Source organism: Phenylobacterium sp. (assembly GCF_965229015.1).
GTDB lineage: Bacteria > Pseudomonadota > Alphaproteobacteria > Caulobacterales > Caulobacteraceae > Phenylobacterium.
The window spans coordinates 2243558-2259837 of sequence record NZ_CBDDIM010000001.1; the positions used below are offsets into that span (position 1 = coordinate 2243558).

14 protein-coding genes and 1 other RNA gene are annotated in these 16280 nt (G+C 69.7%); 12 read left to right on the forward strand and 3 right to left on the reverse strand.

Features of this window, described 5'->3' with window-relative positions:
• Nucleotides 1-396: 396 nt before the first annotated feature.
• Complete coding sequence (locus ACO06I_RS11315) at nucleotides 397-1062, forward strand: TetR/AcrR family transcriptional regulator (protein ID WP_421932671.1); 666 nt, start codon at nucleotides 397-399, stop codon at nucleotides 1060-1062.
• A gap of 3 nt (nucleotides 1063-1065) precedes the next feature.
• On the opposite strand, the gene ACO06I_RS11320 is transcribed toward ACO06I_RS11315, so the two are convergent.
• Nucleotides 1066-1644 carry an inner membrane-spanning protein YciB gene (locus ACO06I_RS11320; protein ID WP_421932672.1) on the reverse strand — a complete coding sequence of 193 codons (579 nt, stop codon included), beginning with the start codon at nucleotides 1642-1644 and terminating at the stop codon, nucleotides 1066-1068.
• 152 nt (nucleotides 1645-1796) lie between these two features.
• On the opposite strand from ACO06I_RS11320, the gene ssrA reads away from it, so the two are divergent.
• Nucleotides 1797-2159, forward strand: a transfer-messenger RNA (tmRNA) gene (gene ssrA, locus ACO06I_RS11325).
• A 14-nt stretch (nucleotides 2160-2173) separates the two neighbouring features.
• Here ssrA and ACO06I_RS11330 read toward each other — a convergent pair.
• Nucleotides 2174-3277, reverse strand: a complete 1104-nt coding sequence (locus ACO06I_RS11330; protein ID WP_421932673.1) for an alginate O-acetyltransferase AlgX-related protein — start codon at nucleotides 3275-3277, stop codon at nucleotides 2174-2176.
• A gap of 13 nt (nucleotides 3278-3290) precedes the next feature.
• On the reverse strand, nucleotides 3291-4661 hold the full coding sequence (locus ACO06I_RS11335) for an MBOAT family O-acyltransferase (RefSeq protein WP_421932674.1): 1371 nt from the start codon (nucleotides 4659-4661) through the stop codon (nucleotides 3291-3293).
• 166 nt (nucleotides 4662-4827) lie between these two features.
• On the opposite strand from ACO06I_RS11335, the gene ACO06I_RS11340 reads away from it, so the two are divergent.
• From ACO06I_RS11340 to flhA, 10 genes are all read left to right on the forward strand, one after another.
• Nucleotides 4828-5319 (forward strand): SspB family protein, encoded by a 492-nt coding sequence (locus ACO06I_RS11340; RefSeq protein WP_421932675.1) that lies wholly within the window; start codon nucleotides 4828-4830, stop codon nucleotides 5317-5319.
• An 11-nt stretch (nucleotides 5320-5330) separates the two neighbouring features.
• Entirely contained in the window at nucleotides 5331-5801 is a 471-nt protein-coding gene (locus ACO06I_RS11345) for a PaaI family thioesterase (protein WP_421932676.1), read from the forward strand.
• A 1-nt stretch (nucleotide 5802) separates the two neighbouring features.
• Nucleotides 5803-6582: a C13 family peptidase gene (locus ACO06I_RS11350; RefSeq protein WP_421932677.1), complete on the forward strand. Its 780-nt coding sequence runs from the start codon at nucleotides 5803-5805 to the stop codon at nucleotides 6580-6582.
• A gap of 93 nt (nucleotides 6583-6675) precedes the next feature.
• Nucleotides 6676-8838 carry a serine hydrolase domain-containing protein gene (locus ACO06I_RS11355; protein ID WP_421932678.1) on the forward strand — a complete coding sequence of 721 codons (2163 nt, stop codon included), beginning with the start codon at nucleotides 6676-6678 and terminating at the stop codon, nucleotides 8836-8838.
• 164 nt (nucleotides 8839-9002) lie between these two features.
• The gene (gene fliF, locus ACO06I_RS11360; RefSeq protein ID WP_421932679.1) at nucleotides 9003-10664 is read left to right on the forward strand and encodes a flagellar basal-body MS-ring/collar protein FliF; all 1662 of its coding nucleotides are present in this window, start codon (nucleotides 9003-9005) and stop codon (nucleotides 10662-10664) included.
• Nucleotides 10664-11695 (forward strand): flagellar motor switch protein FliG, encoded by a 1032-nt coding sequence (gene fliG, locus ACO06I_RS11365; RefSeq protein ID WP_421932680.1) that lies wholly within the window; start codon nucleotides 10664-10666, stop codon nucleotides 11693-11695. Before fliF ends, fliG begins: the two co-directional genes overlap by 1 nt.
• Nucleotides 11695-12348 carry a flagellar assembly protein FliH gene (locus tag ACO06I_RS11370; RefSeq protein WP_421932681.1) on the forward strand — a complete coding sequence of 218 codons (654 nt, stop codon included), beginning with the start codon at nucleotides 11695-11697 and terminating at the stop codon, nucleotides 12346-12348. Before fliG ends, ACO06I_RS11370 begins: the two co-directional genes overlap by 1 nt.
• Nucleotides 12349-12353: 5 nt before the next feature.
• On the forward strand, nucleotides 12354-12689 hold the full coding sequence (gene fliN, locus ACO06I_RS11375; protein ID WP_421932682.1) for a flagellar motor switch protein FliN: 336 nt from the start codon (nucleotides 12354-12356) through the stop codon (nucleotides 12687-12689).
• Between the two features lie 29 nt (nucleotides 12690-12718).
• Nucleotides 12719-14089 carry a sigma-54 interaction domain-containing protein gene (locus ACO06I_RS11380; RefSeq protein WP_421932683.1) on the forward strand — a complete coding sequence of 457 codons (1371 nt, stop codon included), beginning with the start codon at nucleotides 12719-12721 and terminating at the stop codon, nucleotides 14087-14089.
• Nucleotides 14090-14154: 65 nt separating this feature from the next.
• The gene (gene flhA / locus ACO06I_RS11385; protein WP_421932684.1) at nucleotides 14155-16254 is read left to right on the forward strand and encodes a flagellar biosynthesis protein FlhA; all 2100 of its coding nucleotides are present in this window, start codon (nucleotides 14155-14157) and stop codon (nucleotides 16252-16254) included.
• Nucleotides 16255-16280 lie beyond the last annotated feature (26 nt).

Here is a 16280-nt window from a genome sequence, read left to right on the forward strand (position 1 = left end):
GAAACGGCAGGCGATCCATTCATCGCCAGTATGTCTTTGTTTTTATTGATAGATTTAGAAATATTTGCATCTCGGCCCACTTATGGATCGAGCTGCTCTGGTCAGTTTTGACGTGGATGAATTTGACATTCAGACGGCTCGGCGCCGGCGGCTCCGCAAGGATGTCGCGGGCGTCATGGCTCACCTTCGGCGCCGGCGTCTGCGCAGGTTCGCGCAGGCGTCGCGCTCCGATATCGGGCGCGAAGTTTCACCCATCACCGAGGTCCTCCCACACGGTCACAGAGATCGTCTGGGCACTGACGCCGGCGCGCATCCCGCGCCGGCGTCCTTTTCCGCGCGCTTGCCTGTCGCTGCGGAACGCCGCCAGATTGGCGACAGGCTAGGGACCCAGGGATCATGACGGACAAGGCGGTCACCGCGACGGAGGTCCGGCGCAGCCAGGCCGAGCGCACCGCCAGCATGCGCGCCCGGCTGATCGACGCCGCTGTCGATTGCCTCAACCGCCTGGGCTATTCGGCCACCACGCTCTCGACCATCGCCGAGGCCGCCGGGGTGAGCCGCGGCGGCATGCTGCATCAGTTCCCGTCCAAGGTGGACCTGATGCTGGCGGTGGTGGCCTACGCCTCGGGCGCCGATGAGCGTTCCAGCCAGCCGCCGGCCCTGAACGACGACGACGACAAGCTGGCCTACTTCATGTCGCGCACCGACCTGACGTGGCGGATGCTGACCCAGGCGCCGGCCATGGCCAAGCTGGAGATCATGATGGCCGCCCGCTCCGACCAGGTGCTGGCCGCCAAGCTGCCCGACATGTTCAACAGCATCGAGCAGAACCGCCGCGAGCGCATGTGGGACCTGGCCCAGGAGATCGGCGTCCAGGACCGCGAGGCCATCGAGGCCATGGTCGGCCTGCACATGGCGGCCATGCGCGGCCTGGCCATGGAGCTGCTGGTCACCGGCGACCGGGACCAGGTGGAACGCTCCTTCGCACTGCTCAAGCGCTACAAGGAGACCTTGATCGGGGACCTCCTGGCCAGGGCCAAGGCCGACCGCGCGAGCGCCTGAGGCTCAGGCCGGTAGCGCCTCCGGCGCGGCGCGGGCCGCCAGGATGCGGCGGCGGACGACGGCGCGGGTGGTAAGGTACTGGACCGCGAACAGAGCGATCTTCGAGGCCATCGGGAAGATCGCCATGAAGGCCACCCAGTGGTCGGTGAAGGCGATGGCCACCACCGCGTTGGCCACGGCGCTGAGGAACATCAGCCCCGCCCAGACATAGCCGAACGCCACCATCACATCCTCGGCGTGGCCCGCGGCGATGGGGGGCATGTAGCGCAGCATCCAGCCGCGCTGGAGCATGGCGCCGCCGATCAGCAGGTAGATCACCGTCGGCTTGACCATCAGGAAGCGGATGTCGTGGGTCAGCAGGCTGGCCGTGCCGAACACCAGGACCAGGCCCAGGCCCAGCCACTGCAGGGGCGCCACAGGCCGGCCGGTGAGCTTGAGCACCGCCACCTGCCCCACCCCGATGGCGATGGCCACGCCGGCGGCCAGGGTTGGATCGACCTTCAGGGCCACCAGGATCAGGAAGACGATGGTGGCCAGGAAATCCATCACCAGGGGACGGGCGGCGTAGAGCAGCGGATGCATTGTGAAGGCCCTAAGGAGCGGAACAGCGATGGGCAAGCCTAGCCAACCTCCGCGCCGGGTCCCTAACCCGCTGGCGCAGAAAGCGCGGCGATCCGCGAAACCGCCGCGCCGTTGGCGCATCGTGAGCGGCGAAGGGGGGCTTTTTTCGATCGGTTCTTCAAATGTGAACCCATCGCGCCTATATGTGTCCTGTCGGGTTTCGGCCCGACTATGAGGATAAACGCGCACATAATAAGCGGACTGGACCCGGGTGCGATTCCCGGCGGCTCCACCAAATCTTCCCCCGGTTATCGCGGGCAAGTGCGGGGCCGATCAGCATCGACAGACGTCTAAAGGTGTTGCTTTCTTCCGGCTTGGCCCACCGTTTCGGGCCTTAATCTAAATGCGAACGATAACTTCGCTGAAGAAGTCCGTTTGGCCGCGTAAGCGACCCGATAGATTTCGACCTAAACTCCTAGCGTCTTAGCAGCGCTAGGCGGGGCCCGGAGGGCGCCTTGCAACAGAAGCCCTCCACCTTTCCTTCCCAAGATCAGTTGAAGTGCGCGGGCCTGGCCCCGGCGCAGACGGCTTCGCGCGCGGCGGGCAGGAAGAGCACGTAGTCGGGCTTCACCTGGCCCACCACCCGCCAGTCGAAGGCGCAGCGGTCCTCGTGGATCCAGGCCACCTTGCCCACGAAGGGCGCGAAATAGGGCGGCATGGGATCGGCGGTGAAGCTGTCGCCAATGATCAACACCGTGGGGCCCGGCTTGCCGGTGTCCACCACGAAGGGCTGGGCCGCCCGGGCCGCCAGCCCCGGCAGCAGGGCGCGGCCGGCGCCCGGCGGCAGGCCGGTGCGGTCGTGGATCTCCACCTGTTCGATACCCGGCGTCTGGCCGGCCAGGCGCGGCAGGTCGCCGTTGTCGAGGGGGACGGTCGTCCAGGAGAGCGCCTTGGGGTCGATCCGCCAACCGGGCTGGCCCATGGCCTCGACGATCCGGTTGTAGCCCACCAGGGAGCCGCGAAGGCTCCAGTGGCTATCGAGGCGCCGGTAGACCTGGCCGTCCGCGCGGGCCGCCCGCAGCACGGGGCGAAGGTCGACGGTGGTGACGCCGCAGCGGGCCAGGCCGCGCAGGATCAGGTCGTATTCGGTGGGGGATTTCGCCGGTCCCGCCCAGTCCGGGGCCAGGTCGGGCTCGATCTCGGCCGGCGACGGGGCGAGACCGGCCACCACGGTCGCCCCGGCCAGCTTGGCCTTGGCCTCGCAGACGAAGGCGGCGTAGTCGGCGGCTCGGGCCGGATCGATCTCCTGGCCGGTGGAGCGCAGCAGGCCCTCCACCAGGAACATCTGCCCCCGACGCCCCGTCACGGCGGCCGCCGCGTCCCCCTCCCCGCCCAGGCGGCGCTGCAGCCGGGCGGCGGCGCGCATCATCGGATCGCGGAAGCCGAAGTGGTCGGCCAGCCAGGCGTCGATCGCCCGCGGCAGGGTACGCCATTCGCCGGCCGTGCGCGGCAGGGCCGGGGCGGGCGCCAGGCGGCGGTTCTCCTGCAGGGACACCGTTCGGTAGGGGACCAGGGGCAGGGCGATCACCGGGGCGATCAGCACGGCCAGGACCGCCAGGATCAGCGGTCGGCGGGAGCGGGTCATGAGCGGCATGGCGTCCCTCCCCTCAGAACCGGAAATAGAGGAAGGGGCTGTAGGCGCCCCAGGCGACCTTCAGCAGGCAGAGCGCCAGCAGCAGGGCGATGACGGCGGCGTCGGCCCAGGCCAGGCCGCGCAGCCGCCGCAGGCCCCCGGGCAGGCCGAACACCGCCAGGGCGCCGGCCAGGGGCAGCAGCCACAGGTGCAGGGGCTGCAGGGCCGCGTGGGTCGCCGCCTGCAGGCCGCCGAGTCCGCGCAGGCCGGCCATGCCGGTCCAGAGGTCGAGGACACGGCCCATGTCGGGGCTGCGGAACAGCACCCAGCCCAGGGTGACGGCGGCCAGGGCATAGGCCCAGCCGACCGGCCGCGGCAGGCGGGACAGCACGCGTCCCAACCCCGCCCGCTCCAGCACCAGGAAGACGCCGTGCCAGGCGCCCCACAGGACGAAGGTCCAGGCCGCCCCGTGCCAGAGGCCGCAGAGCAGGAAGACCACGATCAGGTTGCGCCAGGTCTTCCAGGCCGGGCCGCGATTGCCGCCGAGCGGGATGTAGAGATAGTCGCGGAACCAGGTGGACAGGCTGATGTGCCAGCGCCGCCAGAATTCGGTGATGGAGGCCGAGGCGTAGGGGGTGCGGAAGTTCCGCGGCAGGGTGAAGCCGAAGATCACCCCCAGGCCGATGGCCATGGTCGAGTAGCCGGCGAAGTCGAAATAGATCTGCAGGGCGTAGGCGCCCGCCCCCAGCCAGGCCTCGATCAGGCCCGGCGCCTTGGCGTGGTCGAACACCGCGTCGGCCAGGGGAGCGATGGGGTCGGCGATCAGCAGCTTCTGGGCCAGGCCGATGATGAAGATCCGCATCCCCGCCGAGGCGCGGCCCAGGCTGTGGCGACGGACCGCCAGGCGCTTGGCGATGGTCTTGTAGCGAACGATGGGTCCGGCGATCAGCTGCGGGAACAGCGCGATGTAGAGCGCCACCTGGGTGACGTCCCGATTGGCCGGGAACCGCCGCCGATAGGTGTCGATCAGGTAGGACAGGCAGTGGAAGGTGAAGAAGGAGATCCCCAGCGGCAGGGGAATCCTCGGGACCGGAAGGCCCAGGGTCAGGGCGATGAAGCCGGCGTACTTGAACACCGCCAGGGCCAGCAGATTGATCCCCGCGGCCAGGGCCAGGGCCCGCTGGCGCGCCGCCCCGTCGCGGGCGTCGATGGCCAGGGCCGCGGCGTAGTTGACCAGGGTCATGCCCGCCATCAGCAGGACGTAGACCGGCTCGCCCCAGCCATAGAAGACCAGGGAGGCGGCCAGCAGGATCGCGTTCCTGGCCTTGACCGAGGGCCCGGCGAAATAGGCCGCCAGGCACAGGGGCAGGAAGACGAACAGGAAGGTTGGCGATGCGAACAGCATGTGCGGTGAAGGCGGCCCCCGGTCAGAACCCGAATAAGCAGTTCCGCCGCGAGCGCCAAGGCCGTGGCGCCGACGCCCCATCGTGGGTTTTGACTCGCCTGCGCCTTGCGCGGACGGCGGGAGGCGTTACCCTTCGGGCAGTTGAATAGCGCCCCTCGGAGACTCCATGGCTCAGGACCCGCCGGCCCAAGACCAGATGCACTACGAGGCGATGGCTCAGGAAGCGCTGCGTGGTGTGGTCAAGGCCGCCCTGAAGCGCGCCGCGGCTCCCGACGGCCTGCCGGGCGCGCATCATTTCTACATCACCTTCAAGAGCGAGGCGCCCGGCGTCTCCGGCCCCGCCGACCTGCTGGGCAAGTACCCCGACGAGATGACCATCGTCCTGCAGCACCAGTACTGGGACCTGGCCCCGGGGGAGACCTTCTTCTCCGTCACCCTGAAGTTCGGCGGCCAGCCCAAGCGGCTGTCGGTGCCCTACGCGGCGGTGACGCGGTTCTACGATCCCAGCGTCCAGTTCCTGCTGTCCTTCGAGAGCACGCCCGCGGCCGGCGAGGCCGCCGCGGCCGGCGGCGACAAGGCGCCTGCGCCCGCCGCCGAGGGCGATGTCGATCCCGAGGCCGCCAACGTCGTCTCCCTGGACCAATTCCGCAAGAAGTGAGCGCCTGACCCATGACCGACGTCGCAGCCCCGGAACCCGAGGCCCTGACCGACGAGGCGATCCTGGCGCGCTTCCTGCGCTCCAAGAACCAGCCCACCGGATCCCAGACCCTGGGCTTCCGCATGGTGGCCGTCAGCCAGGCCGAGAAGTCGGTGGAGGTCGCCTTCGAGGCCAGAGCCGAGCTGCTGCTCAACCCGATGAAGCAGATCCAGGGCGGCTATCTCTGCGCCATGCTGGACGAGGCCATGTCGACGGCCTGCATGGTGGCCTCGGGCATGACCCATGTGGCCCCCACCGCCGAGATGAAGACCACCTTCTACCGGCCCGCCCTGCCGGGAACCCTGAAGGCCATCGGCCGGGTGGCCAAGTGGGGGCGGACCATCGCCTTCACCGAGGGCGAGCTCTACGACGCCGAAGGGCGGCTGGTGGCCAAGGCCACCGGCACCGCGGTCCCCACCCCCTTCCAGAACTACAAGAAATAGGATGAGCGCGCGCCGCGGCTTCCTCGGCGTCCTCACCGCCCTGCTGCTGGGCTGGACGACCCCGGCGCTGGCCGCGGCCGGCCCCTTCGCCGACTGGGCCGCCGTGGTGGTGGCCGGCGACTGGCACGCCCATTCCGGCGGTCCCTCCGAGGCCTTCGACAACGCCCGCCGCGACGTCTCCCAGGAGCTGGAGCGGATCGGCTTCGACAAGGCCAACCTGCGCCAGTTCTCGGTGCGGCCGGAACGCTACAAGGACATCCGGCCGGGCAAGTCCGAGCCCCGGGCCATCTATGAGGCCCTGGCCCAGCTGACCCCCAAGGCCCAGGGCGGCTGCCTGGTCTATTTTTCCTCGCACGGGGCGCCCCAGGGGGTGCTGGTGGACCAGAGCATCCTGCCGCCGCCCCTGCTGGGCGCGATCCTGGACCGCACCTGCGGCCAGCGGCCGACGGTGGTGGTGATCTCGGCCTGCTTCTCCGGCGTCTTCATCCCGGAGCTGGCGCAGCCCAACCGCATGATCCTGACCGCCGCGCGGCCCGACCGGACCTCTTTCGGCTGCGGCGAGGCCAACAAGTATCCCTTCTTCGACGAGTGCTTCCTGCAGTCGACCCCCGGCGCCCAGGACTTCCCCAGCCTGGGGCGGGGAATCCAGGCCTGCGTGGCGGCGCGGGAGAAGAAGGAGGGCATGACCCCGCCCTCCGAACCCCAGGTCTGGATCGGCCCGCAGCTGCGCCCGATGCTGCCCCTCTACCCCTTCCCGCAGGGACCGCCGCCTAAAGGGTGACAACCTGTCCCCAATTGCGGCCGGCGGCGGGTTGAAGACCGCGCCCGGGGCTCTACAAGGGGACGCCAGCCCCTCACCCGAAGCCGATCCCCTATGAATTTCGTCGCCAAAGCCGCCGCCGCGATCCTCCTGCTCCTGGCCGCCCCGGCCGCCGCTCAGGACACGGCCGCCCCGGCCGCGACCGCCACCCCTCAAGGCCCGGTTCCCTACGAGGCGCTGCGGACCCCGGCCAAGCCCGCCGTCCGCCCCGCCACCCGCATCGTGGCCAAGCCCACGACCCCGGCGACGCCCAGCCTGACCCCCATCGCCCCCGCCCTGCCGCTCGCCCCGTCCGGCGCGCGCCTGACGAGCGGCGAGAGCCTGCCGCCGGCCGAGCTGGAGGCCTATGTCGACGGGGTGGTGAAGGACGCCATGGACCGCGAACACATCGCGGGCGTCACGGTGGCGGTGATCCAGAACGGCCAGGTGGTGCTGAAGAAGGGCTACGGCTTCGCCAGCCTGTCGCCGGCCCGCAAGGTCGATCCCGACACGACCCTGTTCCGCATCGGCTCGATCTCCAAGACCTTCACCTGGATCGCCCTGATGAAGGAGGTGGAGGCCGACCGCATCCGCCTGAACCAGCCGATCAACCTCTACCTGCCCGAACAGCTGCAGATCCGCGACCAGGGCTTCCGCACCCCGATCCGGGTGCGCAACCTGCTGGATCATTCGGCCGGCTTCGAGGACCGCGCCCTGGGCCAGCTGTTCGAGAAGAACCCGGCCCGCGAACGATCGCTCGGCAGCTACCTGCGGCAGGAACGCCCGCGCCGGGTGCATGCGCCGGGGCAGTTCGCCAGCTATTCCAACTATGGCGCGGCCCTGGCCGGCGAGGCTGTGTCCTATGTCGCCGGCAAGCCCTTCGAGCGGCTGATCGAGGAGGAGATCCTCCTGCCGCTGTCGATGAACCACACCACCTTCCGCGAGGTCCGCCCCGCCACCCCGCTGCTGCCGGCGGTCATGCCCCAGGCGCTGCAGCGCGACGTCTCCCAGGGCTACCGCTGGACGGCCACCGGCTATGGCGCCCGGCCCTACGAGCTGATCGGCCATGTCGCCCCGGCCGGATCGGCCTCCTCCACCGCCGGCGACATGGCGCGCTACATGCAGATGCTGCTGAACGGCGGGACCCTCGACGGGGCGGCGATCTACGGCCCCCGCACGGCCCAGGCCTTCAACACCCCGCTGCGCCGGACCGCCCCGGGGATCAACGGCTGGCGCCACGGCTTCATCGCCTATGACCTGCCCGGCGGTCACCGGGGCTTCGGCCACGCCGGCGCGACCCTGTCCTTCATGTCCAACATGGTGGTGGTCCCCGACCTGAAGCTTGGGGTGTTCATCAGCACCAACACCGACACCGGCTCCGACCTGGCCGAGCGCCTGCCCGACCGGGTGGTGGCCCAGTTCTACGCCCCGGCCCAGCCCTTCCCGCGCAAGGGCGTTCCGGCCCTGGCCGAGAGCCGCGACATCTACCAGGGCTACTATCTGGGGACCCGCCGGGCCTATTACGGCCTGGAGTCCTTCGTGGGACGCCTGATCAGCGGGGTCTCGGTGCGCGTCACCGACGACGGCCGGCTGGTCACCTCGGCCGGACTGAGCGGCCCCACCCGCAGCTGGGTTCCCGTGGGCGACCCGGCGAGCGGTCAGTTCGTCGCCAGCACCGGCGGGGAGCGGCTGAGCTTCGACCTCGACGGCGGCAAGGCCGTGCGGATGATTCCCGCCAACGGCGCGACGACCTTCGAACGCGTCGGCTTCTGGTACCGCCCCAGCGCCCTGCTGATCCTGTCGGGGCTGAGCCTGCTGGCCGCGGCGGCCACCCTGGGCGGGATCCTGCTGCGCAACCGCCGCGAGTTCCGCGAGACCTCGATCCAGAGCCTCGCCGGCCTGATCCAGAACACCCAGGCGGCCCTGTGGCTGACCGCGACCCTGCTGTTCATCGCCTGGGCGTCGAAGACCGGCGACATCGCCAACGTCATGTACAGCTGGCCCGGCGGGGCCCTGGTGATCGCCTCGGCCTGCGCCCTGGTGGCCGCCTTCCTGACCGCCGCCACCCTGGGCATGGCGCCCATGGTCTGGCGCGGCGGGCGCCGGGTCGACAGCTGGAGCCAGCTGCGCAAGGCGGGCTTCACCTTCACGGTGTTGCTCTACGCCGCCTATTCCGTGGTGCTGGGCCTGTGGGGCGCCTTGATCCCCTGGGGCCCGATCATCCCCTGGGGCGGCTGATTCCCGACCCGGCAAGGGGTTCGAGGTGCGACATCGAGTCCCCGATCTGAGTTGAGCGTCGGCCAGATGTAAACGCGGCGTTTACCAAGCACTGGGTAAATCCTGCCTAGCGGCGGGCGCAGTCTGTGAGAGCCCGCCTGTTTGGAAACAGGGGCGGCCTCGCGTTGAACAGTTTCGTCGCCGCCTTGCAACGGTTCGGTATCGGACGTCTCGCCGCCATGCTGGGCATCGGCATCGGGGTGGTCGCCGCGGCCGTCGCGCTGAGCATGAACCTCGGCCAGCCCAAGGCCCTGCTGTACTCGAACCTTGATCTCAAAGAGGCGGGCTCCATCACCGCGGCCCTCGACCAGGGCAATGTGAAGTACGAGGTCAAGGGCGACGGCTCCACCATCCTGGTGGACCGCGACCAGGTGGGCGCCACCCGCCTGATGCTTTCCTCCAAGGGCCTGCCGACCTCCGGCTCGGTGGGCTACGAGATCTTCGACGGCGGCAACGCCATGGGCCAGACCGACTTCGTCCAGCAGCTCAACCGCCAGCGCGCCCTGGAAGGCGAACTGGCCCGCACCATCCAGGCCCTGGACGGCATCACCTCGGCCCGCGTCCACCTGGTGCTGCCCAAGCGCGAACTGTTCGAGGAAGAGGCCGAGCAACCCTCGGCCTCGGTGAGCATCGGGGTCGGCGGGCGTGAGCCCGGCGCCGACCAGGTGCGGGCCATGCAGAACCTGGTGGCCGGCGCGGTTCCCAACCTGAAGCCCGACCGCGTGACCGTGGTGGACCAGCACGCCAAGACCCTGTCGGGCGGCGAGGCCGGCGACGCCATGGCCGCCGACGGCCGCAAGAGCGACGTCGAGGCGCGCATCGCCAAGACCATCAAGTCCCTGGTGGAGGGCGTGGTCGGCCCGGGCAAGACCCGCGTCAACGTCACCGCCGACCTCGACCTGTCGCGCGTCACCATCGCCGAGGAGAAGTTCGATCCGGACGGCCAGGTGATCCGCTCGGAATCCACCACCGAACAGACCGCCAAGGAAAACGCGCCCAGCTCCAACGGCCAAGCCTCGGCGGCCAACAACATCCCCGGCGGCACGGGCTCGGAGGCCGACAACAGCGTCTCCAACAGCGGCAGCACCGAATCCACCACCAACTACGAGATCTCCAAGACCACCCGCACCGAGGTGAAGGAGCCCGGCCAGCTGAAGCGGGTCTCGGTGGCCGTGGCCGTGGACGGGATCACCGCCCCCGGCAAGGACGGCAAGCCCGGCGCCTACACCCCGCGCAGCGCCCAGGAGATGCAGCGCATCGAGCAGCTGGTGCGCACCGCGGTCGGCTACGACCAGACCCGCGGCGACCAGGTCACCGTGGTCAATGTCCGCTTCCCCGCGCCGGTGGACGCCGACGGCACCACGGCGGCCAACCCGCTGATGGGCTTCGACAAGAACGACATCATGCGCGCCGTCGAGCTGGGCATCATGGCCATCGCCGCGCTCGCCATGATGTTCTTCGTGGTCCGCCCGATGCTGCGCGGCGGCGGTGGCGGCGGGGGTGGGGGCGGCGGCGGCCTGCCGGCCCTGACCATGGCCAGCGCCCCGCAGATGACCCGCATCATCACCACCGCCGATGGCCAGCCCATGCAGGTGGCGGTGGACCCCAACACCGGCCAGCCCCTGGCCCTGCCCGGCCCTGGCAACGAACTGGAGTCGCGGATCGACATCGCCCGCATCGAGGGCCAGGTGAAGGCCTCCTCCGTCAAACGCGTCGCCGAGTTCGTCGACAGCCACCCCGAAGAGTCGGTGTCGCTGCTGCGAACCTGGCTGCATGAGACCACCTGATGGCCGTCGGCTCCAAAGGCAAGGCGATCACCGACGTCGCCCGCCTCAGCGGGCCGGAGAAGGCTGCCGTCATCCTGCTGGCGCTCGGCGAGGACCACGGCACCATCTGGCAGCAGCTGGACGACGAGGAGATCAAGGAGATCTCCCAGGCCATGGCCGGCCTCGGCAACGTGGCGGCCTCGGTGGTCGAGCAGCTGCTGGTGGACTTCATCTCCGGCATGTCCGGCGCCGGCGCGATCATGGGCTCCTTCGAGCAGACCCAGCGCCTGCTGGCGGCCTTCCTGCCGCCGGAGAAGGTCGACACCCTCATGGAGGAGATCCGCGGTCCGGCGGGTCGCACCATGTGGGACAAGCTGGGCAACGTGAACGAGGCGGTGCTCGCCAACTATCTGAAGAACGAATACCCCCAGACGGTCGCCGTGGTGCTGTCCAAGGTGAAGTCCGACCACGCCGCGCGCGTGCTGGCCGCCCTGCCCGAGGACTTCGCCCTGGAGTGCGTCACCCGCATGCTGCGCATGGAGCCGGTGCAGCGCGAGATCCTCGACAAGATCGAGCAGACCCTGCGGACCGAGTTCATGTCCAACCTGGCGCGCACCTCCAAGCGCGACAGCCACGAGATGATGGCCGACATCTTCAACGCCTTCGACCGCCAGACCGAGGCCCGGTTCATCGCGGCCCTGGAGGAACGCAACCGTGAGAGCGCCGAGCGCATCCGGGCCCTGATGTTCGTCTTCGAGGATCTTTCCAAGCTCGATCCCGGCGGGGTCCAGACCCTGCTGCGGGCCGTGGAGAAGAATCAGCTGGGCCTGGCCCTCAAGGGCTCGTCGGACTCCCTGCGGGAAATGTTCTTCTCCAACATGTCCGAACGCGCCGCCAAGATCATGCGCGAGGACATGGAGAACATGGGTCCGGTGCGCCTGCGCGACGTCGATCAGGCCCAGATGGCCATGGTCCAGGTCGCCAAGGACCTCGCCGCCAAGGGCGAGATCATGCTGGCCGGCTCCGGCACCGACGATGAGCTGATCTACTGATGTCCGATCCCATCCCCCACGAGAAGTTCGGTTTCGACACGGTGTTCGACAGCTCCGGGGACGTGGCCTTCGCCGCGCCCCGGCCCAAGCGCGCCTACAGCGTCGAGGAGGTCGAGGCCGTGCGCCAGGCGGCCCTGGCCGAGGGCGAGAGCCGCGGCCTGGCCTCGATGGCCGCCCTGCAGGCCCAGGCCCTGGCCCAGATCGCCGACGCCGCCCGCGCCGCCCTGCCGACCCTGGCCGAAGTCGCCCATGACCACCGGCTGGGCTCGGCCCACCTGGCCCTGGCCTGCGCCAAGGCCATCGCCGACGCGGCCCTGCTGCGCTTCCCCGAGGCCCCGATCCAGGCGGCCTTCGAGTCCCTGGCCCGCGAGATCGAGGCCGCGCCCCGCCTGGTGGTGGCCGCCGCCCCCGACCTGGCCGCGGCGCTGGAGCCGCTGCTGGCCGAGGTGGCCCAGGGCATCGGCTATGCCGGGGCCATCCATATCAAGCCGGCCGACGGCTTCGGCCTGGCCGCCTTCACCCTCGACTTCGGGGACGGCTCAGCCGCCTACGACCCCGCCGCCGCCGCAGACCGCGTGGCCGCCGTCCTCGATGCGGCGCTCGCCGCCGAGGGCCTGCACGCAGAACCCCTTATTCCTGGAAGTGAAGGCTGATCCCCATGGCCGAGAACGGACTCGAACTCGACGAATTCGCCGCCGGCGATCCCCTCGCCGACATGTCCATGGACATGGAGGACAAGACCGCCAGCGACCTGGCTCCGGTCTTCGACGTCCCGGTGTCCATCTCCGCGGTGCTGGGCCGCGCCACCATGTCGGTGGCCCAGCTGCTGCAGCTGAGTTCCGGCAGCGTGCTGGAGCTCGACCGCAAGGTGGGCGAAGCCATCGACATCTACGTCAACAACCGTCTGGTCGCCCGGGGCGAGGTCGTCATCGTCGACGAACGCCTGGGCGTGACCATGACGGAAATCATCAAGGACGGCGACACCGCGGCCTGATGGCGGCGGGTGTCTGAGGAGATTTGAGCATGCGGCTTCTGGTCGTCGGAAAACTGAACGGACAACTGTCCACCGCCGTGAAGATGGCGATGTCGGCGGGCGCCAAGGTCAGCCACGTGGAGACCATCGCGGCGGCCACCCACGCCCTGCGGGCCGGCCAGGGCGCCGACCTGCTGCTGGTGGACTACGACCTGGACATCGCCGCCCTGATCGCGGCCAACGAGGCCGAGCGGATCCGGGTGCCGGTGGTGGCCTGCGGGGTGGACGCCGATCCCAAGCGGGCCGGCGACGCCATCCGCGCGGGCGCCAAGGAGTTCATTCCCCTGCCCCCCGAGGCGGAGATGATCGCCGCGGTCCTGGCGGCGGTCTCCGACGACAACAAGCCCATGGTGGTCCGCGACGCGGCCATGCAGTCGGTGATCGCGCTGGCCGACCAGGTGGCGGGCTCGGAAGCCTCCATCCTGATCACCGGGGAGAGCGGCTCGGGTAAGGAAGTCATCGCCCGCTACGTGCACCAGAAGTCGCGCCGCGCCAGCAAGCCCTTCATCTCGGTCAACTGCGCGGCCATTCCGGAGAACCTGCTGGAGAGCGAGCTGTTCGGCCACGAGAAGGGCGCCTTCACCGGCGCGGTGGCCCGGCGGATCGGCAAGTTCGAGGAAGCCAACGGCGGCACCCTGCTGCTGGACGAAATCAGCGAGATGGACGTGCGCCTGCAGGCCAAGCTGCTGCGGGCCATCCAGGAGCGCGAGATCGACCGGGTGGGCGGCTCCAAGCCGGTCAAGGTGGACATCCGCATCCTGGCCACCTCCAACCGCGACCTCGTCCAGGCCGTGAAGGACCAGACCTTCCGCGAGGACCTGCTCTATCGCCTCAATGTCGTGAACCTGCGCCTGCCGGCCCTGCGCGAGCGGCCCGGCGACGTGGTCGCGCTCGCCGAATTCTTCGTCAAGAAATACGCCGCCGCCAATGGCGTGGCCGAGCGCCCGCTGTCGGGGGAGGCCAAGCGCCGCCTGGCCGCCCACCGCTGGCCGGGCAACGTCCGCGAACTGGAGAACGCCATGCACCGCGCGGTGCTGCTGGCGGTGGGACCCGAGATCGACGAGGCCGCCATCCGTCTGCCCGACGGCCAGCCCCTGGCGGCCCCCGACCCCGGCTCGCGCGCCGCCTACGCCGCAGCCACCGCCGCGGAGTCGGCCACCCGGGCCTTCGTGGGCCAGACCGTGGCCACCATGGAGCAGCAGCTGATCATCGACACCCTGGAGCACTGCCTGGGCAATCGCACCCACGCGGCCAACATCCTGGGCATCTCCATCCGGACGCTGCGCAACAAGCTGAAGGAATACACCGAGGCCGGCGTCTCGGTCCCCGCGCCCCAGGGCATGGGCGCCAACGCCGCCTGATCGCCTGACCTTCGTTTTCCCGGTCCGTCCCCCCGCTCGGAGGACGGACGCTTCGGACCTCTTCCATGGCTGACGTCCCCGCAGGTTACGGCACCAATCGGCCCTCCCCCGGAGAGCTGTGGAGCTGGATCGCGCGTGGCGAGGTGGCCCTGGCCATCGGCGTCATCGGCGTCATCGTCCTGCTGATCCTGCCCATTCCGGCCTTCATGCTGGACGGACTGCTGGCGCTCTCGGTCACCAGCGCCGTGCTGATCCTGATGACCTCCCTGCTGATCACCCGGCCGCTGGAGTTCACCGCCTTCCCGACCGTGCTGCTGGTCACCACCCTGTTCCGCCTGGCGCTGAACGTGGCCTCCACGCGCCTGATCCTCGGCCACGGCCACGAGGGCGCCCACGGCGCGGGCAAGGTGATCGGGGCCTTCGGCCAGTTGATGACCGGCGGCAGTTTCGCCATCGGCCTGATCGTCTTCGCCATCCTGGTGATCGTGAACTTCGTGGTCATCACCAAGGGTTCGGGGCGGATCGCCGAGGTGGCGGCCCGCTTCACCCTGGACTCGATGCCCGGCAAGCAGATGGCCATCGACGCCGACCTGTCGGCGGGCCTGATCGACGAGGACGTCGCCAAGAAGCGCCGCAAGGAGCTGGAGCAGGAAAGCACCTTCTTCGGCGCCATGGACGGCGCCTCGAAGTTCGTCCGCGGCGACGCCGTGGCCGGCCTGATCATCGTGGCCATCAACGTCATCGGCGGCATCCTGATCGGGGTGATCCAGCACCACGTGCCGATCGCCCAGGCGGCGGCCACCTACACCATCATGACCATCGGCGACGGCCTGGTCAGCCAGCTGCCGGCCCTGATCATCTCCATCGCCGCCGGCTTCCTGGTGTCCAAGGCCGGGGTAGACGGCTCGGCCGACAAGGCCCTGGTGACCCAGCTGGCTATGAACCCCGTGGCGCTGGGCATGGTCTCGGCCACCGCCGGCGTCGTGGCCCTGATCCCCGGCATGCCGGTCATCCCCTTCGCCATCGTCTCCCTGGCGGCCGGCGGCCTGGCCTGGCGGCGCGGTCACGCCAAGCCCGAGGCGCCCGAGCAGAACTCCCTCACCGTATCGGCGCCCACCGCCGAGGAGCAGGAAGAGCCGATCAGCCAGACGCTCGCCATCGACGAGATCAAGATCGAGCTGGGCTACGGCCTGCTGCCCCTGATCAACGACCTGGAGGGCCGCCGCCTCACCGACCAGATCAAGGCCCTGCGCCGGACCCTGGCCACCGACTACGGCTTCGTCATGCCGGCGGTGCGCATCCTCGACAACATGCGCCTGCCCTCCCAGGGCTACATGATCCGCATCAAGGAGATGGAGGCCGGGGGCGGCGAGGTGCGGCTGGGGTCGCTGATGGCCATGGACCCGCGCGGCGGCCAGGTGGAGCTGCCCGGCGAGCACATCCGCGAGCCGGCCTTCGGCCTGCCGGCCACCTGGGTGGACGACAGCCTGCGGGAGGAAGCCACCTTCCGCGGCTACACCATCGTCGATCCGGCCACGGTGCTCACCACCCACCTGACCGAGATCCTGAAGGAAAACATGCCCGACCTGCTCTCCTACGCGGAGCTGCAGAAGATGCTCAAGGACCTGGGGCCCGACCAGAAGAAGCTGGTGGACGACCTGGTGCCCCAGGTGGTCTCGGCCACCACCATCCAGCGCGTGCTGCAGGCCCTGCTACGGGAGCGGGTCTCCATCCGCGACCTGCCCTCGATCCTGGAGGGCATCGGCGAGGCCGCGCCGCACACCCAGTCCATCACCCTGCTGGTGGAACAGGTCCGCGGACGCCTGGCGCGCCAGCTCTCCTTCGCCCATCGCGGCGAGGACGGCGCCCTGCCGATCATCACCATGTCGGCCGAGTGGGAGAACGCCTTCGCCGACGCCCTCATGGGCAATGGCGACGACAAGCAGCTGTCCCTGGCGCCCTCGCGCCTGCAGGACTTCATCCGCGGCGTGCGCGACGCCTTCGAGCGGGCGGCGCTCAACGGCGACTCGCCGGTGCTGCTCACCAGCCCGCAGGTCCGCCCCTATGTCCGCTCGATCATCGAACGCTTCCGCGGCCAGACCCCGGTGATGAGCCAGAACGAGGTCCATCCCAAGGCCCGGCTGAAGACGGTCGGGACGATCTAGGGCTGAAACCAGGCCCCGGCGCCCCG